24 protein-coding genes are annotated in these 22,643 nt (G+C 65.3%); 12 read left to right on the top strand and 12 right to left on the bottom strand.

Annotated elements, in window-relative coordinates; translation table 11 throughout:
- The first annotated feature begins 7 nt into the window (after positions 1-7).
- Complete coding sequence (locus SMD10_RS09885; protein WP_331685520.1) at positions 8-1,408, top strand: FAD-binding oxidoreductase; 1,401 nt, start codon at positions 8-10, stop codon at positions 1,406-1,408.
- A 1-nt stretch (position 1,409) separates the two neighbouring features.
- A complete protein-coding gene (locus SMD10_RS09880) occupies positions 1,410-1,994 on the top strand; it encodes an NAD(P)H-dependent oxidoreductase (protein ID WP_331685519.1) in 585 nt (194 codons plus the stop codon).
- Between the two features lie 7 nt (positions 1,995-2,001).
- Here SMD10_RS09880 and SMD10_RS09875 read toward each other — a convergent pair whose 3' ends face one another.
- Entirely contained in the window at positions 2,002-2,556 is a 555-nt protein-coding gene (locus tag SMD10_RS09875; RefSeq protein WP_331685518.1) for an SIS domain-containing protein, read from the bottom strand.
- A gap of 346 nt (positions 2,557-2,902) precedes the next feature.
- Between SMD10_RS09875 and SMD10_RS09870 the strand changes: the two genes are divergently transcribed.
- The 5 genes from SMD10_RS09870 to SMD10_RS09850 all read left to right on the top strand — a co-directional run bounded on the left by SMD10_RS09870 (position 2,903) and on the right by SMD10_RS09850 (position 8,370).
- Positions 2,903-3,628, top strand: a complete 726-nt coding sequence (locus SMD10_RS09870; RefSeq protein WP_331685517.1) for an SDR family oxidoreductase — start codon at positions 2,903-2,905, stop codon at positions 3,626-3,628.
- A gap of 167 nt (positions 3,629-3,795) precedes the next feature.
- The gene (locus tag SMD10_RS09865; RefSeq protein ID WP_331685516.1) at positions 3,796-5,313 is read left to right on the top strand and encodes a sugar ABC transporter ATP-binding protein; all 1,518 of its coding nucleotides are present in this window, start codon (positions 3,796-3,798) and stop codon (positions 5,311-5,313) included.
- Entirely contained in the window at positions 5,310-6,260 is a 951-nt protein-coding gene (locus SMD10_RS09860; RefSeq protein WP_331685515.1) for an ABC transporter permease, read from the top strand. The genes SMD10_RS09865 and SMD10_RS09860 overlap by 4 nt, the downstream gene beginning before the upstream one ends.
- 13 nt (positions 6,261-6,273) lie before the next feature.
- Positions 6,274-7,215, top strand: coding sequence for an ABC transporter permease (locus SMD10_RS09855; protein WP_331685514.1), 942 nt, complete (start codon positions 6,274-6,276; stop codon positions 7,213-7,215).
- A gap of 51 nt (positions 7,216-7,266) precedes the next feature.
- Positions 7,267-8,370, top strand: a complete 1,104-nt coding sequence (locus tag SMD10_RS09850; protein ID WP_331685513.1) for an autoinducer 2 ABC transporter substrate-binding protein — start codon at positions 7,267-7,269, stop codon at positions 8,368-8,370.
- A gap of 76 nt (positions 8,371-8,446) precedes the next feature.
- On the opposite strand, the gene SMD10_RS09845 is transcribed toward SMD10_RS09850, so the two are convergent.
- From SMD10_RS09845 to ygfZ, 3 genes are read right to left on the bottom strand one after another with little or no spacing between them, the layout of a single operon-like run.
- Positions 8,447-8,980: a tyrosine phosphatase family protein gene (locus tag SMD10_RS09845; protein WP_331685512.1), complete on the bottom strand. Its 534-nt coding sequence runs from the start codon at positions 8,978-8,980 to the stop codon at positions 8,447-8,449.
- A 15-nt stretch (positions 8,981-8,995) separates the two neighbouring features.
- On the bottom strand, positions 8,996-9,616 hold the full coding sequence (locus SMD10_RS09840) for an HD family hydrolase (RefSeq protein ID WP_331685511.1): 621 nt from the start codon (positions 9,614-9,616) through the stop codon (positions 8,996-8,998).
- Positions 9,613-10,470 (bottom strand): CAF17-like 4Fe-4S cluster assembly/insertion protein YgfZ, encoded by an 858-nt coding sequence (gene ygfZ, locus SMD10_RS09835; RefSeq protein ID WP_331685510.1) that lies wholly within the window; start codon positions 10,468-10,470, stop codon positions 9,613-9,615. The genes SMD10_RS09840 and ygfZ overlap by 4 nt, the downstream gene beginning before the upstream one ends.
- A 178-nt stretch (positions 10,471-10,648) precedes the next feature.
- On the opposite strand from ygfZ, the gene SMD10_RS09830 reads away from it, so the two are divergent.
- The 3 genes from SMD10_RS09830 to SMD10_RS09820 all read left to right on the top strand — a co-directional run bounded on the left by SMD10_RS09830 (position 10,649) and on the right by SMD10_RS09820 (position 13,732).
- A complete protein-coding gene (locus SMD10_RS09830; protein ID WP_331685509.1) occupies positions 10,649-11,986 on the top strand; it encodes a dihydroorotase in 1,338 nt (445 codons plus the stop codon).
- A gap of 699 nt (positions 11,987-12,685) precedes the next feature.
- On the top strand, positions 12,686-13,270 hold the full coding sequence (locus tag SMD10_RS09825) for an ankyrin repeat domain-containing protein (protein ID WP_331685508.1): 585 nt from the start codon (positions 12,686-12,688) through the stop codon (positions 13,268-13,270).
- A 33-nt stretch (positions 13,271-13,303) separates the two neighbouring features.
- Entirely contained in the window at positions 13,304-13,732 is a 429-nt protein-coding gene (locus tag SMD10_RS09820) for an NUDIX hydrolase (protein WP_331685507.1), read from the top strand.
- 27 nt (positions 13,733-13,759) lie between these two features.
- Here SMD10_RS09820 and recO read toward each other — a convergent pair whose 3' ends face one another.
- The 8 genes from recO to rpoZ form a co-directional block, all read right to left on the bottom strand.
- Positions 13,760-14,521, bottom strand: a complete 762-nt coding sequence (gene recO / locus SMD10_RS09815; protein WP_331685506.1) for a DNA repair protein RecO — start codon at positions 14,519-14,521, stop codon at positions 13,760-13,762.
- A gap of 123 nt (positions 14,522-14,644) precedes the next feature.
- Positions 14,645-15,580 carry a GTPase Era gene (gene era / locus SMD10_RS09810; protein WP_331685505.1) on the bottom strand — a complete coding sequence of 312 codons (936 nt, stop codon included), beginning with the start codon at positions 15,578-15,580 and terminating at the stop codon, positions 14,645-14,647.
- Between the two features lie 15 nt (positions 15,581-15,595).
- On the bottom strand, positions 15,596-16,297 hold the full coding sequence (gene rnc, locus SMD10_RS09805) for a ribonuclease III (protein WP_331685504.1): 702 nt from the start codon (positions 16,295-16,297) through the stop codon (positions 15,596-15,598).
- Positions 16,285-17,019 (bottom strand): signal peptidase I, encoded by a 735-nt coding sequence (lepB, locus tag SMD10_RS09800; protein WP_331685503.1) that lies wholly within the window; start codon positions 17,017-17,019, stop codon positions 16,285-16,287. The genes rnc and lepB overlap by 13 nt, the downstream gene beginning before the upstream one ends.
- Positions 17,020-17,126: 107 nt before the next feature.
- Positions 17,127-17,528: a holo-ACP synthase gene (gene acpS / locus SMD10_RS09795; protein WP_331685502.1), complete on the bottom strand. Its 402-nt coding sequence runs from the start codon at positions 17,526-17,528 to the stop codon at positions 17,127-17,129.
- Entirely contained in the window at positions 17,525-18,124 is a 600-nt protein-coding gene (locus SMD10_RS09790) for a DUF2062 domain-containing protein (protein WP_331685501.1), read from the bottom strand. The genes acpS and SMD10_RS09790 overlap by 4 nt, the downstream gene beginning before the upstream one ends.
- 194 nt (positions 18,125-18,318) lie before the next feature.
- The gene (locus tag SMD10_RS09785; RefSeq protein WP_331685500.1) at positions 18,319-20,538 is read right to left on the bottom strand and encodes a RelA/SpoT family protein; all 2,220 of its coding nucleotides are present in this window, start codon (positions 20,536-20,538) and stop codon (positions 18,319-18,321) included.
- A gap of 108 nt (positions 20,539-20,646) precedes the next feature.
- Positions 20,647-21,060, bottom strand: a complete 414-nt coding sequence (gene rpoZ / locus SMD10_RS09780; protein WP_331685499.1) for a DNA-directed RNA polymerase subunit omega — start codon at positions 21,058-21,060, stop codon at positions 20,647-20,649.
- Between the two features lie 271 nt (positions 21,061-21,331).
- Here rpoZ and SMD10_RS09775 point away from each other — a divergent pair, with 271 nt between their 5' ends.
- Together SMD10_RS09775 and SMD10_RS09770 are read left to right on the top strand one after the other, a co-directional pair.
- Positions 21,332-21,925, top strand: a complete 594-nt coding sequence (locus tag SMD10_RS09775; protein WP_331685498.1) for a LabA-like NYN domain-containing protein — start codon at positions 21,332-21,334, stop codon at positions 21,923-21,925.
- A 71-nt stretch (positions 21,926-21,996) separates the two neighbouring features.
- Positions 21,997-22,620 carry a uracil-DNA glycosylase gene (locus SMD10_RS09770; protein WP_331685497.1) on the top strand — a complete coding sequence of 208 codons (624 nt, stop codon included), beginning with the start codon at positions 21,997-21,999 and terminating at the stop codon, positions 22,618-22,620.
- The last annotated feature ends 23 nt before the right edge of the window (positions 22,621-22,643 follow it).

Genomic DNA, 22,643 nt, shown 5'->3' with positions numbered 1-22,643 from the left:
ATTCTCGATGGATATCCCCGCCTTCCGCGCCGATCTCGGCGAGATCCCGATCGAGGTCAATCCCAAGCTCGTGCTTCAGAAGAGCCGGGACTTCTACTGGTATTCGCCAGTGCTCAAGCGCCAGCTCGAGCAGGTCAGCGCCGACCTCGTGGTCTCGCCGCGCTCGACCGAGGAGGTCGTCGCAACTCTCAAAGCCGCCTACCGCCACGGCGTGCCGATTACTCCGCGCGGCGCCGGCACCGGCAATTACGGTCAGGCGATGCCGCTGTCCGGCGGTGCCATTCTCAATCTCGCCGGGCTCGATCAGGTTGTGTCCTTCGACGCGACTAGGGCGCGGGCCGGTGCGGGGATCGTGCTGTCCAAGCTGGACGAGGTGACGAAGGCAGGTGCCGGCGCGGAGATGCGCTTCCATCCCTCGACCTACCGCATGGCGACGCTCGGCGGCTTCATCGCCGGCGGCTCGGGCGGCGTCGGCTCGATCCGCTGGGGCGGACTGCGCAACATCGGCAACGTGCTCGGCCTGAAGGTCGTCACCTGCGAGGAGAGCCCCCGCGTTCTCGACCTCGCAGGTACCGATATCCTCAAGGTTGCCCACGCCTATGGCACCAACGGCATCATCGTGGAAGCCGAGATCCCCCTGACGGCGGCCTACGACTGGGTCGACGTCATCGCCGGCTTCGATACGCCGATGGAGGCCTGCCGCTTCGCCCGCGACGTAGCGCTGCAAGACGGGCTGCTGCTCAAGGAAATCGCGCCGGTCGCCGCCCCCGTGCCGCATGACTATTTCAACCGCCATCGTCCCTTCATCCGCCGCGACCAGTCGGTGGTGCTGATGATGGCAGCGCCGCAAGCGATGGAGTCGCTCGCCGTGTTCCTCGCGCACGAGAAGGGCGATATGCTGTTTCGCTCTGACCAGGTCGCGCCCGAGGAGATGAGACGGCTACCGCCGGTCTACGAACTGGCCTGGAACCACACGACGTTGCGCGGCCTGAAGGTCGATCCCACCATCACCTATCTCCAGATCCAGTATCCCGACCTCGCCGCCGTCGGCCGAATGATAGAGATCTTCGGCGACGAGGTGCCGATGCACTGCGAGTTGATCCGCTTCGACGGCAAGGTCACCTTCTCGGGGCTTCCCATCGTGCGCTTCACCACCGAGGAGCGGCTGAACGAGATCATCCGCATCCATGAGGACAATGGCTGCCTGGTCTTCAACCCCCACCGTTACACGCTGGAGGAAGGCGGCATGAAGAAGACCGACCGGGCGCAGCTCGCCTTCAAGGCCGAGGCCGACCCCAAGGGCATCCTCAATCCCGGCAAAATGATCGCCTGGGAGAACCCCGATTTCGATTTCGAGGCCGGCGGCACCTGGCTGTTCTCCGGCCTGCAGACGGCGGGCGCGGCCTGAGGTGAGGGTTCTCGTCGTCCATGCCCATCCGGTCGAAACCAGCTACAGCGCCGCGCTCAAGGACATTACCGTCGACGAGCTGGCCAAGGCAGGGCACACGGTCGATGTTCTCAGCCTCTATGATGAGGGTTTCGAAGCCGAGCTGTCGCGCGAGGAGCGGCTGATCTACCACGACGTGCCTGACAATCTGACGCCGGCCATCGCGCCCTATGTCGAGCGGGTCTACGCATCGGACGCCGTGGTCTTCGTCTATCCGGTCTGGAACTTCGGCCTGCCGGCGATCCTCAAGGGTTTTTTCGACCGCGTGTTCGTTCCCGGCGTCTCCTTCGAGATGCGCGGCGGCAAGCTGGTGCGCACGCTGCCGCCCAAAAAGAAGGTCGCGGTGGTGACCACCTATGGCGGCACGCGGTGGCGCGCTTTTCTGGTCGGCGATCCGCCGCGCAAGGTGGCGACGCGGGTGTTCTGGACCGTCTTCCAGCCGCCCCGCCCGGTTCAGTATCTCGCCCTCTACGACATGAACAACAACGCCGTGCCGCAGCTCGAAGCCTTCAAGGACAGGGTGCGTGCCGCGATGGCAGCGTTCTGAGCGCTGCTTATTCCATGTTGGTGTGATTGCCTCGCATGGTCTCCGGCGCCACCCGCATCGTCTCGCGCAGCTTCAGCACCATGACCTCGAACAGCAGGAACAGCGCGCCTTCGTAGAGCGAGCCCATCGGCAGCGTCGACGTCGCCTGGGCGCCCTGGTCGTCCGCCATGGTCTGGGCGGGCACGAGCAGGACATAGTCGGCGAGCGCCGCGCAGCGGCCCTCCGGCTGGGCCGTCAGGAACAGGATGCTCGCGCCAGCCTCCCCGGCGACGGTCATCAGCGCCAACGCCGTCGAAATCTCGCCCGGCCCGACCGTGACGACAAAGAGGTCGCCCGGCCCCAAGGCCGGCATCGTCATGTCGCCGACGACCCCGACATGGCAGCCGAGATGAAACAGCCGCATGGCGAAGCCGCGCATCTGCAGGCCCTCGCGGCCGCCGCCATAGACGCCGATGCGCCGTGCCCCGGCGATCATCGCGCAGGCCTTGTCGACCGCGGCGTCGTCGATCTTGTCCATCACGGCGCCAAGCTCGGCGACCACCGATTTGTAGAGATCCGTCATCACATCCCCTCCCAAGGACCGATGCCGAAGGATTGGCCAAAACCACCTGCCCGTCAACGAGCCATCAGCACCGATCAACCTGCGCGGGAATATGATGGATCGCTTTTGAAACTGATTGACAAGCGTGCCACGCCTGACCAGCATTCACGTTGGGAGGAATTGCAGATGTCGCGGTCCGCGTCGCGCTGAAGCAGCCCGCTGCTTCTGCGCTCCACGACGGCCGGGCGCATCTGACGATGGCGACAGCCGGATCGGCGCAGGCACGGCAGCACTCGCCGAACCGGATAAAAGCGGCCGTAGCGAGATCGGAAATCGACCGGCGGCCGACATCGAGGGGGAGGATCGGATGGAGTTCGAGGGCAAGAGCGTCATCGTGACCGGCGCCGGCAAGGGCATCGGCCGACAGACCGCGCGACGCCTCGCGGCCGAAGGGGCCGAGGTCGTGGCGATCTCGCGGACGCGGGCCGATCTCGACAGCCTGGCCAAGGAGATCGGCGGCCGTGGCGTGGCCGTGGACCTGGCCGATGCGTCCGCGACGCGGCGAGCTGTCGCCGAAATCCTGCCTGCCGACTTCCTGGTCAATTGCGCGGGCATCAACATCCTCCAGCCCTTTCTCGAAATCGAGGACGCGAATTTCGACCTCGTCCAGGCGGTCAACCTGCGGGCGCCGATGATCGTCTCGCAGCTTTATGCCCGCGACCGCATCGCGCGCGGACAACCCGGCGCTATCGTCAACGTCTCCAGCATTTCCGCCTTCACCGGATTCCAGGACCATGCCTCCTACTGCGCCTCGAAGGGCGGGCTCGACGGCATGACCCGCGTCATGGCCAACGAGTTGGGCCGCCACGGCATTCGCGTGAACGCGATCAACCCGACCGTGACCATGACCGACCTCGCGGCCGCCGCCTGGAGCGACCCGGCCAAGTCGGGGCCGATGATGGCGCGCATTCCGCTCGGCCGCTTCGCCGAGACCGACGATGTGGCTGACCTCGTTCTGTTCCTGCTGAGCGACCGGGCGTCGATGCTGAACGGCCTTTCGGTGCCGCTCGACGGCGGCTTCCTCGCCGACTGAAGACCGCCGGCCGAGACGCCGGCGCCCACATGCGATCAGGGTGGCCGCCACGACGGCCGCCGGACGAACACGGCGCCGCGGAGCCGAAAGAGGCGCGGCGCCGAAGCGAAGGCAGGGAGGGCCATGCGCTTGCGTCGTACCAGTTCCAGAATCCGGGCCGGGCGCCCATGACGCCGGTCGTCGAACTCAAGGCCATCTCGAAGTCGTTTGGGCCGGTTCGGGTCCTCATCGATGTCGACTTCGACCTCATGCCCGGCGAGGTCCACGCCCTGATGGGCGAGAACGGCGCCGGCAAGTCCACCCTCATCCGGGTGATCTCCGGCGAGCACAAGGCCGACCAGGGCGATCTCCTGATCGACGGATCGCCCAGGCGTCTGACCGGGCCGCGCGACGCCCAGGCCGCCGGCATCGCGGTCGTCCATCAAGAGCTGCTGCTGTTTCCCTCGCTCAGCGTGGCGGAAAACATCTTTCTCGGCCACGCTCCGCGCACCGCCTCGGGCCTGATCGACTGGGACACCATGCGCGCCCGGGCGCGCGAGCTGCTTGACCGCCTCGACTGCCCCAATCTCGACGTGGACCAGCGGGTGGTGAAGCTGTCGGTCGCCGACCGTCAGCGCGTCGAGATCGCCCGCGCACTGTCGCGCCAGGCGCGCGTGCTGATCATGGACGAGCCGACGGCGGCGCTGGCTGAAGCAGACGTCCTCCGTCTGCTCGACGTCATCCGCCGGCTGCGCGAGGACGGCGTCGGCATCGTCTATGTCAGTCATCGCATGGGCGAGATCTTCCGGATCGCCGATCGCGTCACCGTCCTGCGCGACGGCCATTCGATCGGCACCCGCGCGATCGGCGAAGTCAAGGACGCCGAACTGGTCTCGATGATGGTCGGCCGCGATATCCATCAGCTCTTTCCGAAGGACGACATCCCGCGCGGTCCGACCCGGCTCGAAGTCCGCAATCTCAGTCATACCGGCGTGGTGGAAGACATTTCCTTCGATCTCCATGCGGGTGAAATCCTCGGGGTCGCCGGCCTCGTCGGCTCGGGTCGCACGGAGCTGGCCCAGACGATCTTCGGCGTTCGGCCCGCAACCTCCGGCGAGATCCGGATCGACGGCGAGGCGAAAAAGATCCGCAACGTGCGCGAGGCGATCGATGCCGGCATCGCCTATGTGCCGGAAGATCGCGGCCTGCATGGCCTCGTGCGGCCGCAACCGCTGCGCCAGAACATCACGCTGGCGATCCTCGACCGGCTGATCCGGCATGGCGTCGTCGACACCGGCCGCGAACAGCGCCTGGCAACATCGGCGATCGAGCGCTTCGCCATCCGCGCGCGCAACACGCGCCAGCCGGTGGCTCAGCTCTCCGGCGGCAACCAGCAGAAGGTCGTGCTCGCCAAATGGCTCGCCACCGAGCCGAAGATCCTGATCCTCGACGAGCCGACGCGCGGCATCGACATCGGCGCCAAGACCGAGATCCACCGCCTGATGAACGAACTCGCCCGATCCGGGCTGGCGATCCTGATGATTTCCAGCGAATTGCCCGAAGTCCTTGGCATGAGCGACCGCATCATGGTGATGAACGGCGGCCGGCTCTCCGCCATTCTCGGCCGCGGCGAGGCCACGCCGGACACGGTTGGCGCCGCCATGATGCGCGGCCCGGCGAGCGAACTCGCGGGAGCCGCCCGATGAAGCGCCGCACCCTCCACTCCCTGGCCAATGTCGGCCAGGAACTGCTGCTGGTGGCCGCCCTGCTCCTGCTCTTCGCCGTCGTCGGCTCGGTCAACGCGCGTTTCGTCTCGCACAACAACCTGACCAGCATCTTCGTCGGCAACGCCTATATCGCGGTCGCCGCCATCGGCATGTCGATGGTCATCATCTCCGGCAATATCGACGTGTCGATCGGCGCGCTGATCGGCGTTCTCGCGACGATCTCCGGCCTCATCGCCACCAACGGCTATCCGGTCTGGCTGGCTTGGCTGGCGCCGGTGCTGTTCGGTGGCATCGTCAACACCGCACTTGGTTTCCTGATCGCCTATGCCCGCGTGCCCTCGATCATCGCCACGCTCGCCATGCTGTCGATCTGGAGCGGCGGGCTGATCACGATGACCGGCGGGCGTTGGATCAGCGGCTTGCCCTCCGGATTCCAGCTCGCCCAGTTCCGGCTCTTCGGGGTTCCCTCCCCGGTCTGGTTCATGGCGATCATGACCGTCGCCGCCGCCTATCTGATGCGCTACACGCCCTTCGGCCGTTCGATCTACGCAGTGGGCAGCAACCCGGAAGCGGCCGAGGCGAGCGGCATTCCCTACAAGGCGACCATCGTCAAGGTGTTCGCCATCCACGGCATGATCGGCGGCGTCGCCGCCGTGCTCTTCGCCACCCAGTTGCAGGTCATCCAGTCTACCGTGCCGGTCGGTCTGGAACTGGTAATCATCACCGCCTCGGTGGTCGGCGGCGTGTCGATCCTCGGCGGCGTCGGAACCGTCGTCGGCTCCACGCTGGCCGCGATCCTGTTCGCCGCGATCGGCTCTTCGCTGATCTTTCTCAACGTCTCGGCCTATTGGCTGAGGGCCGTGCAGGGCGTGCTCATTCTGGCGACGGTGCTCGCCGATATGGCCCGCCGGCGGCGGACCGGCTGAGGGAGGACGCCCGATGACCCGCATTCTCGCCCGCCACGAGGCCATCCTCGCCATTCTCTTCGCCCTGGCGCTCGCCATCATGGCCGGCCAGTCGGATCGCTTTCTCACCACCGCCAACCTGTTGAACCAGGGGCGGCTGATGACCGAGGTCGGGCTGATCGCCATTCCGATGACCTTCGTCATCATCACCGGCGGCATCGACCTGTCCGTCGGCTCGATCCTCGGCCTGTGCGCCATCCTGGTCGGCGTGTTCTGGCAGAACGCCGGCCTGCCGCTCGGCCTCGCCATCGTGGCCTCGCTCGCCGCCGGCACGCTGGCTGGGTTCGTCAACGGGATGATCGTCACCCGCTTCGCCGTGCCGCCGCTGATCGCCACGCTCGCCACGCTGGCACTCTATCGCGGACTGGCCGAGGGCATTAGCCAGGCCCGCTCGGTGCGCGGCTACCCCGACTGGTTCGCCCAGTTCGGCCAGGGCGAGCTTTTCGGCATTCCGACCCAGCTCTGGCTGCTCGCCGCCGTCGTGCTGGTCGGCATGTTCGTTCTGCGGCTGACGGCTTTCGGTCGCGCCACCTATGCCATCGGCAACAACGAGGCGGCGGCCGACTTCTCCGGCATCAACGTCAATCGCACCAAGCTTTGGATCTATACGGCCTCGGGCTTCGTCTCGGCGCTCGCAGCGATCGTCTTCGTGTCGCGCGTCTCCACCACACGCTCCGACATGGGCAGCGGCATCGAACTGGAGGTGATCACCGCCGTGGTGCTGGGAGGCACCTCGATCTTCGGCGGTCGCGGCATGGTGGTCGGCACCCTGATCGGCGTCTGCCTGATGCAGATCCTGCAGAACGGTCTGGCGCTCGCGGGCGTGCGCGGCGACGGCACCACGGTCGTCATCGGCGTCGTGTTGATCGTCGCCGTTCTGATCAGCAATTTTCTCAGCCGTTTCGCAAACGACTGAGGAAGGAAGCGGGCGGCGGGAGGCCGCCCGATCGCAACACGGGAGGAAGCAATGAGAAAACTATGGTCTCTGATGATCGGAGCGGGTCTTCTGGCAAGCCCCGCCGCGGCGCAAAGCACCTGGACGGGCGGCGACGACGATCCCGCCAATCCGCTGGCCTGCGAGGGCGAGAGCCCTGCCCCGGCGCCCGGCGAATACGATGGCGGCACACCCACCAATGCGCCCGACCGCAGCGGCAAGACGCTCAACGTCGTCGACATCCCCAAGCTGGTCGGCGTCGGCTACTTCGCCTCGACGGCGGAGGGCATGAAGGAGGCGGTGGGCGAACTCGGCAACATCGAGATCAAGACCGACGGCCCGACCCGCGCCAACATCGACGAGCAGATCACCTTCATCGACAACTACATCACCAGCGGCGTCGACGGCATTCTGTTTGCCGCCAACGATCCGGTGGCGATCGCCCCGGTGCTGAAGAAGGCGCTCGATGCCGGTATCAATGTGGTCGGCTATGACGCTGACGCCCAGGCCGACGCCCGCCAGTGGTTCGTCAACCAGGCGCTACCCAACGGCGTCGCCAAGACGATGATCGACCAGATGGCCTCGGAGATCGGCGAGGACGGCAGCTTTGCCATCGTCACCTCGACTTTCACGACGCCGAACCAGGCCCGCTGGATCACCGAGATGCAGGCCTATGCCGAGAAGTGCCATCCGGATCTGAAGTTCCTGGAGACGGTGGAGGCGCAGGAGGACAACATCCTGTCCTTCAACCAGGCGCAGACGCTGATCAACAAGTATGGCGACGATCTCGACGGCATCTTCGGCATGACCAGCGTGGCGACGCCGGCGGCCTCCGAAGCCGTGCAGCAGAACAGCCTGTGCGGCGAGGTCGCGGTGGTCGGGCTGGCGCTGCCCAATGCCATGAAGCCCTACATCAACAACGACTGCGTCAAGTCGACCATCCTGTGGAACACGATCGATCTCGGCTATGCCGCGTCCCAGGTGATGCGGGCGGTGGCCGACGGCACGCTGAAGCCCGGCGACACGACGGTCAAGGCCGGCCGTCTCGGCGAGCTGCCGATCGTCAATCAGAGCCAGGTGCTGCTCGGCCAGCCCAAGGTGTTCACCAAGGACGACATCAACGACTTCGACTTCTGATCTCGTCTGACGCTTCTTCGACGGCGATCGCTCAAAACAGGCCTGCCTCGCATAGTTCGGGGCGGGCCTTATACCCTCAGCCCCGATCGGACGGGTCGATCTCCAACGGCAGAATGAACGGCGTGCCGGCATAGGCGAAATCGCCGCGTCCGATGGAGCGGATCGCCTCGACCATGCGCCCGCTACGTCCGAGCTTCTCGTCGGCGAGTTCGATCATCAGGGCGTTCGGTGTCGCCGTCGGCGCTCGGCGGCGCAGCTCCTGCGCCAGTTCGAACTCGTCGAGTGCAGGGTTGATGGCGATCGCCAGGATATAGGCCGCTGCCGTCGAGCGGCTGATCCCGGCAAAACAGTGCACGACCAGCGGCCGCTCCCGATCCCAGCGTTTGCCGAAGTCGAGAATCTGGTCGAGATGGTCGACGGTGGGATGGATGAAGCCTTCCATCGGCTCGATGATGTCGTCGAAGCCGAGGAAGAGATGGCGTGCTTCCTCGATGCTGACCGGCCGGTCGACCACCGTCTGCGCGCTGATCAACGTAAGCACGTCGCGAGCCTCGTGACGTGCGACGGTCGTCGGCATCTCGGCCAGCGAGGACACAACGAGATAAGACATGAGAAATCCTTCGAATCAGGTCGACGCGGACGCCGGGTGAAGCACGCCGTCGAGCGCGGCGAAGCGCTCGAGAAAAAGCGCCCCCACTCGCCTCGCCGGCAGCGGCTCGAACACGGCAGGATCGAGCTCGCATCCTCCGGCCGCTCCAAAGAAGCGGACACCCTCGGCGATCGAGAAGCCGGCCAACAGCGTCGCCTCGTAATAGGCCGAGACGCGATCCGCCTTCTTGATCGCCTTCTCGACCTGTTTCGGCAGGTCGGAGGGCAAACCGAAGCGCAAGTGAATGGCAGCGGTCAGCCGCCGCTCCACCAGTTTATAATCGCCGCCCATGACACTTTTGAAGGGCGAAATCATATCGCCGATGACATATTCGGGCGCGTCGTGCAGCAGGGCGGCGAGCCGCCATCGCGGATCGCTTTCGGTGCGTGCCACGATCTCCTCGACGATCAGCGAATGCTGCGCCACCGAGAAGGCGAAATCACCCTTGGTCTGGCCGTTCCAGCGCGCAACGCGCGCCAGGCCATGGGCGATATCGGAGATCTCAACATCGAGCGGCGACGGGTCGATCAGGTCGAGCCGGCGGCCGGACAGCATGCGCTGCCAGACCCGCGCGGCGGTCGTGCTGGCTCGGCTCATTCGTCCTCACCGGCCCGCGTGGCGGCGTCAGCCGACGGAAGAGCATAGCCGGCCCAGGGCGGGATAGAAGTCTCCACCGGCACGCCATCCGCAGCCACCACAGCACCCCTGGCCAGGGCCTGGGCGAGACGGTCGATCCGCATCAGCGCCATGCCGGTGTCTCCGGTCGCGGCGATCACCGTTCCGATCGCCTTGCCCTCGGCCGTCACGGTCACGCCCCGGCCGAGATGCCCCTCGCCGCGCACGATCATCAGCCGACGCCGCGCCGTGCCGCGATGCTGCATGCGCGAGACGACCTCCTGGCCGACAAAGCAGCCCTTGGCGAAGGACACACCGGCATTCTGATCCATCAGAACATCGTGCGGATAGACGTCGTCGGCCGGAAAATCCGCTTCGGCTTCCGCGACGCCGGCCCGCACACGATGAGCGACGTACTCTTCCGGGGAGACCCCATCGAGGTCCACCGGCGCGCTCCCATAGAAGCGCACGGTCGAGTCGTCGGCAAAGCGGCGGTCCGCAACCGCACCGTCAGGCACCTTCTCGAGACCCCAGGCGGCGAAGACCGGCTCGTCGCTCGTCTCGATGTCCACCTTGGTGCGCAGCCGATAGAGGGTCAGGCGTTTCAGAAGCGCGTCGCGGGAAGAGGCTGCGCAATCGAGGCGGAACCCGCCGTCGATCCGGCTGATCAGGAAATCGAACAGGATCTTGCCCTGCGGCGTCAGCAAGGCAGACGGCCGGGCTTCACAGACGCCGAGCTTCACGAGGTCGGCGGTGATCAGCACCTGCAGAAAATGTTCGGCCGGCTCGCCGGTAACGGTCAGCAGCGATCGGTCTGTGAGATGGGTATAGGGCATGGGCGAGAAACTCGCTGGCGGAAAGTAGTACCGGCCGAAGTCCTGGCAAGTCGTGCCACCGGCCGTACCGTTCCGGGTGATGAGGGTGCCGTTCCGACGCTCGTCGAGCGTGCTGGAAAAGCCGGTCCAAGCCCGTTAGGTAAACCCCGAGCAGTATCGGAGCAAGCAGGAGACGGCGATGGCCGAGACCTACGATCGCGTCCTCAAGGGCGGAACCGTCGTCAACCAGGACGGAGCGGGCATCCGCGACGTCGGCATCCGAGATGGTCGTATCGCCCATATCGGCTCGATCGGCCCCGAGGCGGCCGGCGAGGTCGTCGACTGCACCGGCCTGCATGTGCTGCCCGGCGTGATCGACAGCCAGGTGCACTTCCGCGAGCCCGGAGCCACCCACAAGGAGGATCTGGAGACCGGGTCGCGCGCCGCCGTGCTGGGCGGCGTCACCTGCGTCTTCGAAATGCCCAACACCAACCCACTGACCACCGACGAGGCCGCGCTGGCCGACAAGGTGGCGCGGGGTCGCGACCGCATGCATTGCGACTTCGCCTTCTGGGTCGGCGGCACCCACGAGAACGCGGCGGACGTCGCCGACCTGGAACGCTTGCCGGGCGCCGCCGGCATCAAGGTGTTCATGGGCTCCTCCACCGGCACCCTGCTGGTCGAGGACGATGCCGGCGTGCGGGATATCCTGAAACGGACAAGGCGCCGCGCCGCCTTCCATTCCGAGGACGAATACCGGCTGCGCGACAGGCTCGACGAGCGGGTCGAGGGCGACGCCTCCTCGCATCCGGTCTGGCGCGACGCCCAGGCCGCCCTGCAATGCACCGAGCGACTGGTGGCGATCGCCGAGGAGACCGGCGCCCGCATCCATGTGCTGCACATCTCCACGGCCGAAGAGATCGCGTTCCTCGCCCGGCACAAGGATCACGCCACCTGCGAGGCGACGCCGCATCACCTGACGCTGTCGGCCGAGGATTACGCCCGGCTCGGCACGCTGATCCAGATGAACCCGCCGGTGCGCGATGCGCGCCATCGAGATGGCGTCTGGCACGGCATCGAACAGGGCATCGTCGACGTGCTCGGCTCCGACCATGCGCCGCATACGCTAGAGGAAAAGCTCAAGCCTTACCCGCAGTCGCCCTCCGGGATGATCGGTGTCCAGACGCTGGTGCCCATCATGCTCGATCACGTCGCGCAGGGCCGGCTGTCGCTTGCCCGCTTCATCGACCTGACCTCGGCCGGCCCGCAGCGGATCTTCGGTCTGGCTGGCAAGGGCCGGATCGCCGTCGGCTACGACGCCGACTTCACCGTGGTCGATCTCAAGCGGCAGGAGACGATCCGCAACGAGTGGATCGGCTCGCGTTCGCAATGGACGCCCTATGACGGCAAGACGGTCACGGGCTGGCCGATCGGCACCTTCGTGCGCGGCCGCCGCATCATGTGGGAAGGCGAGATCGCAGCCCCGAGCACCGGCCAGCCGGCGCGTTTCGCAGAGGCCCTTTCCAGCCGCACATGACGGTCATAAATGCAATAAATATCATATAGTTATTGTCGCGATCTGACGTTTTTGTGACGCCGGGTTTTGCCTCAATCTCAACCTCGGATTTACCTCTGTGGCCTAGTATGGCGCCCATGGACCGGCGAACCAACGTCGGCCTGAGCCTCCCTTGCTCCGCTTGCCGGTCGGCAGGGGACTGACGCAAAAAGCGCGACCGATCTCGGGCCGCGCCAAAGGGCGGAGGAAAGAACGATGGGGAAGGGTTGGCATTTCCATAGGGGCATACCGGTCGAGTCGGAGTCCGTGCCTCTCGACGCCATGTCGGTGCGAAGCGGACAGGAGACACTGCCGATCTACCAGCCGTGCAGCCAGCCTCGGCAAGATCGAGCGCCGCTGCCCTCGCCCGCCGAACCCCAACCTGTTGTCCAACAGCCCATGGTTCAGGCCGTCGCGACCCCACGCATGCCGGCCGAATGGCTGCCTTATTGTCGCGCAACGACCCAACGCGCGTTCTCGGAGCCCCGCGAGCCTTCGGCAGAATAGCCCGACGGCACCATTTCGCGGCGGCCACGCTTGCCTCTCAGCGTAGTCTGCCGCTCCAGGCAATCTCATCCTTTCAACAACGCCAACGCGAAGAGCTGAGCCGAGCCCTTGCGAGCCCTCTCCCGCCATGAGAAGACGCTGGGACCAGCCTCTTCCGGCAATGAGGGAGTTTCGATGAGCGACGAGCACTCCGGCACGGCCACCGGGTTCGATGAGGAGACGCTGGCGCTCGCGGCGCGGGTGTTTCAGGCGGCGCGCAGCGGCGAGACCGGCGAGATGGCGCAGTTTCTCGAACAAGGCCTGCCCCCGAACCTGCGCAACGACAAGGGCGACAGTCTGTTGATGCTCGCCAGCTACAACGGCCACCGAGAGCTGACGCGGCTGCTCCTGGAGCATGGCGCCGATCCGAACCTGTTGAACGATCGCGGCCAGACGCCGCTGGCCGGCGCCGCCTTCAAGGGCGAGATCGAGATCGCCCGGCTGCTGCTCGATCATCACGCGGCCATCGACGGAGCCGGCCCTGACGGACGCACGCCGCTGATGATGGCGGCGATGTTCAACCGCACCGAACTGGTCGATCTATTTCTGGAGCGTGGCGCCGACCTCCATGCCCGCGCCGCCGACGGCATGACGGCACTCGGCGCAGCAAAAGCGATGGGCGCCGCCGAGACCACCGAGCAGCTCAGCAAGCTGGAGGATGCAAACCAGACCAGCAAACGGTCGGATCAAGCGGCAAAGCTGAAGGCCGCCAACTCCTGAGAAATACCGGTTCGATGCTTCGGCGTTTCCGCCGTGGTGCTTCGTCGGCTCGCCTCAACGACACAAGTGCTGTTATTGTGTCGTACGCGCTCGCTGGCCGGAGAATGGTGTCAAGTTGCCGGCGGCATCGAGATGGGCGAGGCAGCGTGGCAAACCGCGCTCCGCGAGATCAAGGAAGAAACCGCGCTGTCTGTCGACACGCTCTATTCGGCCGATATCTGCGAGCAATTCTACGAACCTGATCGCGACTCAATCACACTCGTCCCGGTCTTTGTCGCCTTTGTTGGCGCCGATGAGGTGGTCACGTTGAACGACGAACACAGCGATTTCCGCTGGGTCTCGTTCGATGAGGCGGAACGCATGGTGCCTTTCCCGGGTCAGCGGCATGTGCTGGCTCATATTCGCCGCGAATTCGTAGAGCGGGAGCCGCACCCCCTGCTCCGTATCGAGCCGACACGGTAGCGCGACCCAGCATCGAGATGCAGCTTTCTACACAGCCAGAGCCGCCGCAATGGTCCCGGCCCGCGATGCCGGTTCGCCGATGCCACGCGGTTCCCAGACATGGCGGGCCAGGAAATAGCCGGTCAGGCGAAAGCCGTCGGCGAGCGACCCCGACTGGGCCCGGGTCTCGGGCTCGAGCAGGAATGACGGCAGAGGCAGGAGCTTGTCCTTCCATGGCTCGCCCGCCGCGCGGCTGACTGCGCGGCCAGATTTCGGCGAGACATAGACGAGGTCGTCGCGCGCGCCGGTGGCCGCGCAGCAGGACAGGTCGAGGCCGAAGCCGAGCTCGTCGAGCAGCGCGATCTCGAAGCGCAGGATCAGTTCGCCCGGCGACGGCAGCGCGGCTATGACCGCCGCGTCACGGCCGAGCGCCTCACCGGTCGGCGCCAGATGGTCGAGAATGACGCACAGGCCGTCATAGAGCCGCGGATGCGGATCCCGCTCGGGCAGCAGCCTGAGATGCGCGGCCAAGAGCTGGACGCCATGCAACGCCAGTCCCGATTCCATCAGCCGGGCAGCGCGCAGCTCGATCGGATCGACGGTCAGCGTGCCGAGATGCTCGTCGAGACGGGCGTACCAGGTCGCCTCCACCTGGTTTCCGGGTTGCAGGACCGGACGCTGGCGGCGTGATCGGCCGCCGCGCACCACGCCCAGATGCCGGCCGCGGCTGCGCGTCATCAGCTCGGCAATGACGCTGCTCTCGCCATGCCGCCGCACGCCCAGAACGATCGCTTCTTCGCGCCACTCCATCAGCCCGCCGTCCTCATCCCATGGATGAAGCTTCGCATGCCCGTTCCAATCGGTCCCGACTGAATCGAAAGCTCAGCAAAACTGTCTATCAGATGGAAGAATAAGGCGAATCTTAACCGCGCCTCAGCTCGAAAAGTCGAGCCCCATCTCGCGGTATCGCTCCGGGTCGTCACCCCAGTTCTCCCGCACCTTGACGAACAGGAAGAGATGGACCGGCTGGTCCGCGGCTTCCGCGATCTCGACGCGCGCCTGCTGGCCGATCGCCTTGATGGTCTCGCCCTTGTGGCCGAGCACGATGCGCTTCTGGCTGTCGCGTTCGACGTAGATCGTCTGCTCGATTCTCACCGAGCCGTCCGGGCGCTCCTCCCAGCGCTCCGTCTCCACATGGGAGGCGTAGGGCAGTTCCTGATGAAGCCGCAGATAGAGCTTTTCGCGCGTGATCTCGGCGGCCAGCTGGCGAAGCGGCAGATCGGAGATCTGGTCTTCCGGATAGTACCAGGGCCCTTCCGGCAAAGCCTCGGCCAGATAGTCCATCACGTCGTCGCAGCCCGATCCGGTCAGCGCCGAGATCATGAACACGCGGTCGAACTGAACGCCGCGCGCGGTGATCTCGCTGGTCAGCGCCAACAGCCGCTCGCGCTTCATCCGGTCGACCTTGTTCAACAGCAGGACGAGCGGCTGGCGCACCTCCTTCAGACGCTGGAGAATGGCCTCGACCTCCTCGCTGACGCCGCGGTCGGCATCAACGATGGCAAGCACGATGTCGGCGTCCTTGGCGCCGCCCCAGGCGGTGCGCACCATGGCCCGGTCGAGCCGGCGCTTCGGCCGGAAGACCCCGGGCGTATCCACGAAGACGATCTGGGTGCGGCCCCGAATGGCGATGCCGCGCACCAGCGCGCGCGTCGTCTGCACCTTGTGGGTGACGATCGAGACCTTGGTGCCGACGAGCTGGTTGACCAGCGTCGACTTGCCGGCGTTGGGCGCGCCGATCAGCGCGACGAAGCCGGAGCGGGTGGAGTCCTGCTCCGCGTCGCGATCGACCATCGTATCATCCGTCATGGCCGTCCGTCCTCTTCAAGCCCCCACCTTCCAGACCCCCTCGCGCACCAGAACGGCGGACGCCGCTTCCTGCTCCGCCAGTCGCTTGGAACGACCCTGGCCCTCGCCGGGCTCGGTACCGTCCACGCTGACGCGCACAGTGAAGACGGGATCGTGATCCGGCCCCGAACGGCCCACCACCTCGTAGTGCGGCGTCAGGGTCGTGGTAAGATGCGCCCATTCCTGAAGAGCCGTCTTGGCATCGCGCCGCGCGCTCACGGAGCCGGCAATCCGATCCTTCCAGAACCGCCCGACGAAGTCGCGGGCCGCCTCCAGTCCACCGTCGAGAAAAATGGCGGCAATCAGCGCCTCGACCACGTCGGCCCGGATGTTCTTGCTTTGCGAGCCCTTGATCCGCTTGACGTCCCCGCCGTGCCGAATGAATTCGGCCAGGCCGATCTCGTCGGCGATCTCGGCACAAGCCTCGGCGCTCACCAATGAATTCAGCCGCAGCGACAGGTCGCCCTCGGGCGCCTGGGGAAACCGCGCGAACAGCTCTTCGGCGATGACCAGTCCGAGCACCCGGTCGCCGAGAAACTCCAGCCTCTCGTAGCTCTTGGAGGCCGCGCCACCCTTGATGCTGGCGTGGGTCAACGCCCGCTCCAGCCGTTCCCTGTTGGCGACCGTGACTCCGATGCGGCGTTGAAGCTCGTCCAGCGAACGCTCTAGCTTAGCCATGTGAAGACGCGGCTCGGCCTCAGATCCGTCGGCCACTTCCACAGTTCCAGCGGCGACTCGTCGCCTTCGATCGAGAAGAAGATCATCTGCGCCTTGCCGACGAAATTCTCGAACGGCACGTAGCCGACGTCGAAGCGGCTATCGAGCGAATTGTCGCGATTGTCGCCCATCATGAAATAGTGCCCGGCCGGCACCACGAATTCCCGGGTGTTGTCGCCGGTCGAATTGGGGTTGAGATCGAGCGTGATGTAGGAGACCCCGTTCGACAGCGTCTCGCGGTACTGCTGGACCTTGGTTCCGTCCTCGGCGGTGAATTCGCCTGCCGGCTCCCGCTTCACCGGCTCGTCGTTGATGAACAGCACCCCGTTCTTCATCTGGATGCGGTCGCCGGGCAGGCCGATCAGGCGCTTGATGTAGTCGACGTCCTCCTCGTTCGGCTTGCGGAAGACGACGACGTCGCCACGCTCCGGTTCGGACGCCAGGAAGCGCCCCTCGAAGAGATCCGGCGAGAACGGGAAGGAATATTTGCTGTAGCCGTAGCTCCACTTGGTGACGAACAGATAGTCGCCCACCAACAGCGTCGGCATCATGGACCCCGAAGGGATCGAGAACGGCTGAAACAGCAAGGTTCGGATCACCAGGGCCAGCAACAGCGCCTGAATGATGACCTTGATCGTTTCGCCGAGGCCGCCCTGGTCCTTGCGTTCGGCCTGATCGACCATGCTCTGCCCTTTTCCTGAAAGTCCGCCGCGGTGCCGACGTTTCGGCTTCTACCGGCTCAAGACGCTGACGACAATATGGAAGTCCATCGCCGCATGGATGCCCGTCCTCATCCGGCCGGGCTGGCCTCGATGATCACGAAAGCCTGCGCCCAGGGGTGATCGTCGGTGATCGTGACGTGGATGACCGGCTCGTGTCCCGGCGGCACGAGGCTCTTCAGGCGCGTTAGGGCGCCCCCCGTCAGCGCCATGGTTGGCGCTCCGCCGGGACGGTTGACGACGCCCATGTCGCGCCAGAAGACGCCACGCGAGAGCCCCGTGCCCAAGGCCTTGGCGCAGGCCTCCTTGGCCGCGAAGCGCTTGGCGTAGGAGGCCGCGCGCTGGCGGCGGCGATCGGACTTCGCCTGTTCGACCGGCGTAAAGACACGCTGCACGAAGCGCTCGCCATGGCGCTCCAGCGTCTTCTCGATGCGCCGGATATCGATGATGTCGCTGCCGATGCCGATGATCATGACGTCGTGTCCATGGGACTGCGGAGGGCTACCAGGCGCGTCCGGCCATTGGCACGCTGCCGTGCCAGGATGCGTCGCGCCCGGTGCCGGCGAAAGCGTTTCACCGCCCAATAGACGACGCCATAGGCCGACAGTGCGGCGAGCAGCCCCAGCGGGATCGCTCCCACCGTCATCGGCTTGAGCAGCGGGTCCCAGAGCGCCGAGAAGTCGAGCCGCTCGAGCACGCGTCCCAGATGATGCGGCGGGTCGCCGTGATGCTTGGTGGCCAGGATGAAATGACCCAGCTCGTAGGTCGACGCCCAGATCGCCGGAAAGGTGACCGGATTGCCCACCACGGTTCCGAGCGCGGCGGCCGCGAAATTGCCCGCGACCAGGAAGGCCAGCGAGAAGGCGATCACGAAGTGAAAGCCGATGAACGGTGTGAACGAGGCAAAGACCCCTGCCCCGATCCCTGCGGCAACGGCGTGCGGCGTCGCATTCAGCCGTAGGACGCGCTTCTTGAAATAGCTGAAGGAGCGAGACCAGGAATGCCGTGGCCACAGCAGAACCTTAACCCGGGACCAAAAGTCCTCCGGCTGCCGTCGCCGAAAAAGCATCGAAACCGCCACTCCTTGCCATGCCGTTCACGCAGCAGTGTGCCACGAAAGAATAAACACTCGATGGCCGTCACCGCGCGAATTCGGCGCAGGCGCCAGCCCAACCCCGGCCGCTGTCTTCGATCCCAGACCATCGGATGCATCGGCGAAACCGATATGGATGCCGCTTCGATTAACCACGAAATGTGGCCGCTTCAACCGTTCACCCTGATTGCCTCGGAGACGAACGGCTTGGCACGGAGCTGGTTCACCGTGCGGTTGAGATGATTGAGGTCCCAGACCTCCAGATCGATCATCATCGACGACACGTCCGGAGCCGTCGTCACCATCGACAGGCCATGGATGTTGGCATCGTTGGCCGCGATCGTCTCGGCGACGCCGGCGAGCACGCCCGGCTCGTTGATCGCGGAGACCTTGATCTTGGCCGGAAAGCGCGTGCTCATCTCCTCGTCGATGGCCCAGCGCACATCGACCCAGCGATCCGGCTCGTCGTCGAACTGGACCAGCGCGGGCGACTGGATCGGATAGATGGTGATCCCCTTGCCCGGCTCGATGATGCCGACGATGCGGTCTCCCGGCACCGCGCCGTCCGGCCCGAACCGAACCGGCAGGTCGTCGCCGGCGCCGCGAATCGGGATCGCATGCTTGCCGTTGTGGCCGTTCGCCCTGGAGCGGCCGGGCACCTTGAAGATCATGCCGGCGGCGGTGCGCAGATTGAACCACCCCTCCTCTTCCGGATGCGCTGGAGTCTTGGTGGCGCGGTTGTCCTGGAAGTCGGGATAGACCGCCTTGAAGACGTCGGCGGAGGACAGGTCGCCGCGCCCGACGGCCGCCAGTGCATCATCGACCTCGCGGTAACCGAGCTTGGAGATGATCGACTTCAGCGCCTCGCGCGAGAAGCCCTTTCCGGAACGGGCGAAGGCGCGTTCCAGGATCTGCTGGCCGAGCCCCGAATATTGGCGCCGGATCGAAATACGCGTGGCGCGGCGAATAGCCGCGCGTGCCTTGCCGGTGACGGCGATGGTCTCCCACGCCTGGGGCGGCGTGGCCGCCTTCGAGCAGATGATCTCGACCTCGTCGCCATTGGCCAGTTCCGTCATCAGCGGCATGACGCGACCGTCGATCTTGCAGCCGACCGTGGTGTCGCCGATGTCGGTGTGGACGGCATAGGCGAAATCGATGGGCGTGGCGCCACGCGGCAGCGCGATCAGCCGACCCTTGGGCGTGAAGCAGAAGACCTGGTCCTGGAACAGTTCGAGCTTGGTGTGCTCGAGAAACTCCTCCGGATTGTCGCCTTCCGCCAGCAGATCGATGGTGCGGCGCAGCCAGGCATAGGCGCTCGATTCCTTCGACAGCGCCACGCGCCGCGCCTGCTCGCTTCCGTCGTCCTTGTAGATCGAGTGCGCGGCAATGCCGTACTCGGCGATCTCATGCATCTCGTGCGTGCGGATCTGCAGTTCGACGCGCTGGCGCGACGGCCCGACGATGGTGGTGTGGATCGAACGATAGTCGTTCTGCTTGGGGATCGAGATGTAGTCCTTGAAGCGCCCGGGCACGGTCGGCCAGCTGCGATGGACGATGCCGAGCGTGCGGTAGCAGTCGTCCTCGGTGTTGACGAGGATGCGGAAGCCGAAGATGTCGGACAGCTGCTCTAGAGACAGGGCCTTGCGCTGCATCTTGGAGAACACGGAGTACGGCTTCTTCTGGCGCCCGCTGACCAGCGCGTCGATGCCGTTTTCCTTGAGCCGCTGGGTCAGATCCGCCTCGATGCGCTGGATCGTGGCGGTATGCTTCTCACGCAGTTCCTCAAGGCGCGCCGTGATGGTCTCGTAGGCTTCCTTGTTGATGTAGCGGAAGGAAAGGTTCTCCAGTTCCTCGCGCATGTCCTGCATGCCCATGCGCCCGGCGAGCGGCGCATAGATATCCATCGTCTCCTGGGCGATGCGCAGGCGCTTGTCCGGCTTGACGTAATGCAGCGTGCGCATGTTGTGCAGCCGGTCGGCAAGCTTGACCAGGAGCACGCGGATATCGGCGGCGATGGCCAAGAGCAGGCGCCGCAGGTTTTCCGCCTGCTCGGCCTTCTTCGACACCAGATCCAGCCGCTTCAGCTTGGTCAGGCCCTCCACCAGTTGGCCGATCCTGTCGCCGAACAGCTGGTCGATCTCCTTGCGCGTGGCGTCGGTGTCCTCGATGGTGTCGTGCAGCAGCGCCGTGGCGATCGTCGCCTCATCGAGACGCAACTCGGTGAGGATCGCCGCCACTTCGAGAGGATGGGAAAAATAGGGGTCGCCGCTCGCGCGCGTCTGCGAGCCATGCTTCTGCATGGCATAGACATAGGCCCTATTGAGGAGGCCCTCGTCGAGATCGGGCTTATAGGCCGCGACCTTCTCGACGAGTTCGTATTGACGCATCATGGATGGCGAAGGACCCGGTTAAGCAAAAAGGGGCGCGTCGATTGCTCGAAGCACCCCTAATATAGGTCGCCTTGCGGCGAATTTGGCGAAGTCGGCCGCCCGGGGCGATCAGAATTCGTCGTTCTTTTCCGGCGGCACCAGACTTTCGATGCCGGCCAGCAGCTCTTCCTCGGACATACGGTCGAAGGCGATCGAGTCGTCCGGATCGTCGGAGGCGGTCTGGACCTCCTCGGCGGTCGGTCCCGCGATGCCCGGAACCGGCGCGGCCGGCGCCTGCGGCTCCGGCTCATCGACCTCCACGTGCTTTTGCAGCGAATGGATGAGGTCTTCCTTCAGGTCCTCGGGCGAGATCGTCTCGTCGGCGATTTCGCGCAGCGCGACCACCGGGTTCTTGTCGTTGTCACGATCGATGGTGATCGGCTGGCCTTGCGAGATCAGCCGCGCCCGATGACTGGCAAGCAGGACAAGCTCGAAGCGATTCTCGACCTTGTCGACGCAATCCTCTACGGTGACGCGGGCCATGCCTGTCTCCTCAAAACGGAAAATCCATGGGAATTCAGCGCGTGATCTAGCGGCTTGCGCGCCGCGATACAAGAGTGTTGTCCTATTCTTGATAAGACGGTTGACAAAAAAGCCGTAACCGCTTCATGCCGAATCGAGAAAGCGACGCCTCCATGTTGGCATAACGGCGACGCATCTTTATGGTCATAACAGGGCCAAACGCAGCCTCAGAAGATGTTGCTCGTTTGCCGTGTAGGACGCCCCTTTTTCGACGCCAGCAAGAAAGCCATTCATGTTTGACACGCGCGAGAAGATCGCACTCTTCATCGACGGAGCCAATCTTTACGCTACCTCGCGGAGCCTCGGCTTCGACATCGACTACAAGAAAATGCTGGCGGCCTTTCAGCGGCGCGGATACTTGCTAAGGGCTTATTACTATACCGCTTTGGTCGAAGACCAGGAATATTCGTCGATCCGCCCCCTGATCGATTGGCTGGATTATAACGGCTACCACCTCGTCACCAAGCCGGCGAAGGAGTTCACCGACCAGGCCGGCCGCCGCAAGATCAAGGGCAACATGGACATCGAGTTGGCGGTCGACGCCATGGAGCTGGTCGATACGGTGGATCACTTCGTGCTGTTTTCCGGCGACGGCGATTTCCGCTCGCTGGTCGAGGCGCTGCAGCGCAAGGGCCGCAAGGTCTCGGTCGTCTCGACGCTGTCGACACAGCCGCCGATGATCTCCGACGATCTCCGGCGTCAGGCGGATCACTTCATCGATCTGCAGACGCTGCGGGCCGAAATCGGACGCGATCCGGCCGAACGGGAGGCGCGCCTGGCGCGCCGGGGCGGGCAGGACAGCTGCGACCCGGACGAGGATCTTTGAACCGGATCGTGCCTGGCACACCGACGGCTTCCCGAACGACAGAGCCGAGCGAACCGCCCGGCGACTGCCCTTTGTGTCCGCGGCTGGCCGAGTTTCGCCATCTGTGGCGCGAGCGCGAGCCCGACTGGCACAATGCGCCGGTGCCCGCGTTTCTGCCGGTGGGCGGAGTCGGCGCGGTGCGGCTCGCCATCGTCGGCCTGGCTCCGGGACTGAGAGGCGCGAACCGGACCGGCCGCCCTTTCACCGGCGATTACGCGGGCGACCTGCTCTATAGGACGCTCTCCCGCCATGGCTTCGCCAACGATCGGTTCGACGCACGCATCGACGACGGCCTGGAACTGTTCGGCACGGCGATCGTCAATGCCGTCCGCTGCGTTCCGCCGGAAAACAAGCCCACCGGCCCCGAGATCACCACGTGCCGGCGTTTCCTTGAACCGGCCTTAAAGGAGTTTCAGAACCTCCGCGCAGTCGTGACGCTGGGCCGGATCGCGCACGACTCGACCGTGCGCGCCATGGGACAGAGGCCGGCGACCGTGCCCTTCAGCCATGGCGGCAAGCACGAGATTGCGGGGATCCGGATCTTCTCCAGCTACCATTGCTCGCGCTACAACACGAACACCGGGCGGCTCACCGAAGCGATGTTCACCGCCGTGTTCGAGCGCGTGGCGGCGTTTTTGAAGACCTCGGTTTCGTAGAGCAGAACGGAAGCTCGGGTTAA

Source organism: Consotaella aegiceratis (genome assembly GCF_036541425.1).
GTDB lineage: Bacteria > Pseudomonadota > Alphaproteobacteria > Rhizobiales > Rhizobiaceae > Consotaella > Consotaella aegiceratis.
This window is presented reverse-complemented; position numbering and strand designations above follow the sequence as displayed.

Excerpts from the sequence above, each read along its gene's own strand:
- rpoZ (WP_331685499.1), bottom strand. The coding sequence starts at position 21,060 with ATGGCCCGCGTCACCGTAGAGGATTGCGTCGACAAGGTCGAGAATCGC.
- SMD10_RS09790 (WP_331685501.1), bottom strand. The coding sequence starts at position 18,124 with ATGCTTTTTCGGCGACGGCAGCCGGAGGACTTTTGGTCCCGGGTTAAG.
- SMD10_RS09870 (WP_331685517.1), top strand. The coding sequence starts at position 2,903 with ATGGAGTTCGAGGGCAAGAGCGTCATCGTGACCGGCGCCGGCAAGGGC.
- acpS (WP_331685502.1), bottom strand. The coding sequence starts at position 17,528 with ATGATCATCGGCATCGGCAGCGACATCATCGATATCCGGCGCATCGAG.
- SMD10_RS09875 (WP_331685518.1), bottom strand. The coding sequence starts at position 2,556 with ATGACGGATCTCTACAAATCGGTGGTCGCCGAGCTTGGCGCCGTGATG.
- ygfZ (WP_331685510.1), bottom strand. The coding sequence starts at position 10,470 with ATGCCCTATACCCATCTCACAGACCGATCGCTGCTGACCGTTACCGGC.
- SMD10_RS09855 (WP_331685514.1), top strand. The coding sequence starts at position 6,274 with ATGACCCGCATTCTCGCCCGCCACGAGGCCATCCTCGCCATTCTCTTC.
- SMD10_RS09785 (WP_331685500.1), bottom strand. The coding sequence starts at position 20,538 with ATGATGCGTCAATACGAACTCGTCGAGAAGGTCGCGGCCTATAAGCCC.
- SMD10_RS09860 (WP_331685515.1), top strand. The coding sequence starts at position 5,310 with ATGAAGCGCCGCACCCTCCACTCCCTGGCCAATGTCGGCCAGGAACTG.
- SMD10_RS09850 (WP_331685513.1), top strand. The coding sequence starts at position 7,267 with ATGAGAAAACTATGGTCTCTGATGATCGGAGCGGGTCTTCTGGCAAGC.
- rnc (WP_331685504.1), bottom strand. The coding sequence starts at position 16,297 with ATGGCTAAGCTAGAGCGTTCGCTGGACGAGCTTCAACGCCGCATCGGA.
- SMD10_RS09830 (WP_331685509.1), top strand. The coding sequence starts at position 10,649 with ATGGCCGAGACCTACGATCGCGTCCTCAAGGGCGGAACCGTCGTCAAC.
- SMD10_RS09885 (WP_331685520.1), top strand. The coding sequence starts at position 8 with ATGGATATCCCCGCCTTCCGCGCCGATCTCGGCGAGATCCCGATCGAG.
- SMD10_RS09865 (WP_331685516.1), top strand. The coding sequence starts at position 3,796 with ATGACGCCGGTCGTCGAACTCAAGGCCATCTCGAAGTCGTTTGGGCCG.
- SMD10_RS09840 (WP_331685511.1), bottom strand. The coding sequence starts at position 9,616 with ATGAGCCGAGCCAGCACGACCGCCGCGCGGGTCTGGCAGCGCATGCTG.
- SMD10_RS09845 (WP_331685512.1), bottom strand. The coding sequence starts at position 8,980 with ATGTCTTATCTCGTTGTGTCCTCGCTGGCCGAGATGCCGACGACCGTC.
- recO (WP_331685506.1), bottom strand. The coding sequence starts at position 14,521 with ATGGAGTGGCGCGAAGAAGCGATCGTTCTGGGCGTGCGGCGGCATGGC.
- SMD10_RS09825 (WP_331685508.1), top strand. The coding sequence starts at position 12,686 with ATGAGCGACGAGCACTCCGGCACGGCCACCGGGTTCGATGAGGAGACG.
- lepB (WP_331685503.1), bottom strand. The coding sequence starts at position 17,019 with ATGGTCGATCAGGCCGAACGCAAGGACCAGGGCGGCCTCGGCGAAACG.
- era (WP_331685505.1), bottom strand. The coding sequence starts at position 15,580 with ATGACGGATGATACGATGGTCGATCGCGACGCGGAGCAGGACTCCACC.
- SMD10_RS09775 (WP_331685498.1), top strand. The coding sequence starts at position 21,332 with ATGTTTGACACGCGCGAGAAGATCGCACTCTTCATCGACGGAGCCAAT.